The 562-nt window shown below is 55.2% G+C and carries 2 protein-coding genes; both read right to left on the reverse strand.

The window, feature by feature from the left end:
- Positions 1-223: ATP-binding cassette domain-containing protein (locus ABD339_RS33590; protein ID WP_344570953.1), on the reverse strand; the 223-nt coding region annotated here is incomplete at its 3' end.
- Positions 224-356: 133 nt separating this feature from the next.
- The coding region (locus tag ABD339_RS33595; RefSeq protein ID WP_425576182.1) for a hypothetical protein at positions 357-562 on the reverse strand (206 nt) is incomplete at its 5' end.

Below are 562 nucleotides of genomic sequence, written 5' to 3' on the forward strand. Positions count from 1 at the left end.
GCAGGTAGCCGATTTTGATGCCGGGCTGCGGACGCGCTTCACCTTCGATCTCGGTGTCGATACCGGCCATGATGCGCAGCAGGGTAGATTTACCGGCGCCGTTCAGACCGAGCACACCGATTTTCGCGCCAGGGAAAAAGCTGAGGGAGATATTTTTCAAAATATGACGTTTCGGCGGAACCACTTTGCCGACACGATGCATGGTATAAACGAATTGAGCCACGTTGGACTTCGCCTCTTTCTATTTTGATAGATAGTTCAAAGCCGAAGTGTAGCCTTTTTCGCGCGCTAATCCCAGCGAGGCGACAGGATGATAATGGGGAAAGAAGCGCGACAAGAGCTCGTCGCGCGTTAGCTTATTGTTGCTGAACAGCACCTTTACCTGACCAGATTATCTCACCGGTTTGCACCAGCATGAGCTGCATTTTCAGCTCAGGCGCGTTGACGTTGCCGGTGGCATTGGAGTAAAGCACATACTGCGCGCCCACGTTGCGGGCGATGCCCATGGCTTTGCTGCGGCTGCCGAGGCTGTCCTGCGGCGACAGGCCCAGCTGCTGCTTGG

Origin of the sequence: Streptomyces axinellae (genome assembly GCF_039532135.1) — a bacterium.
Lineage (GTDB): Bacteria > Actinomycetota > Actinomycetes > Streptomycetales > Streptomycetaceae > Streptomyces > Streptomyces axinellae.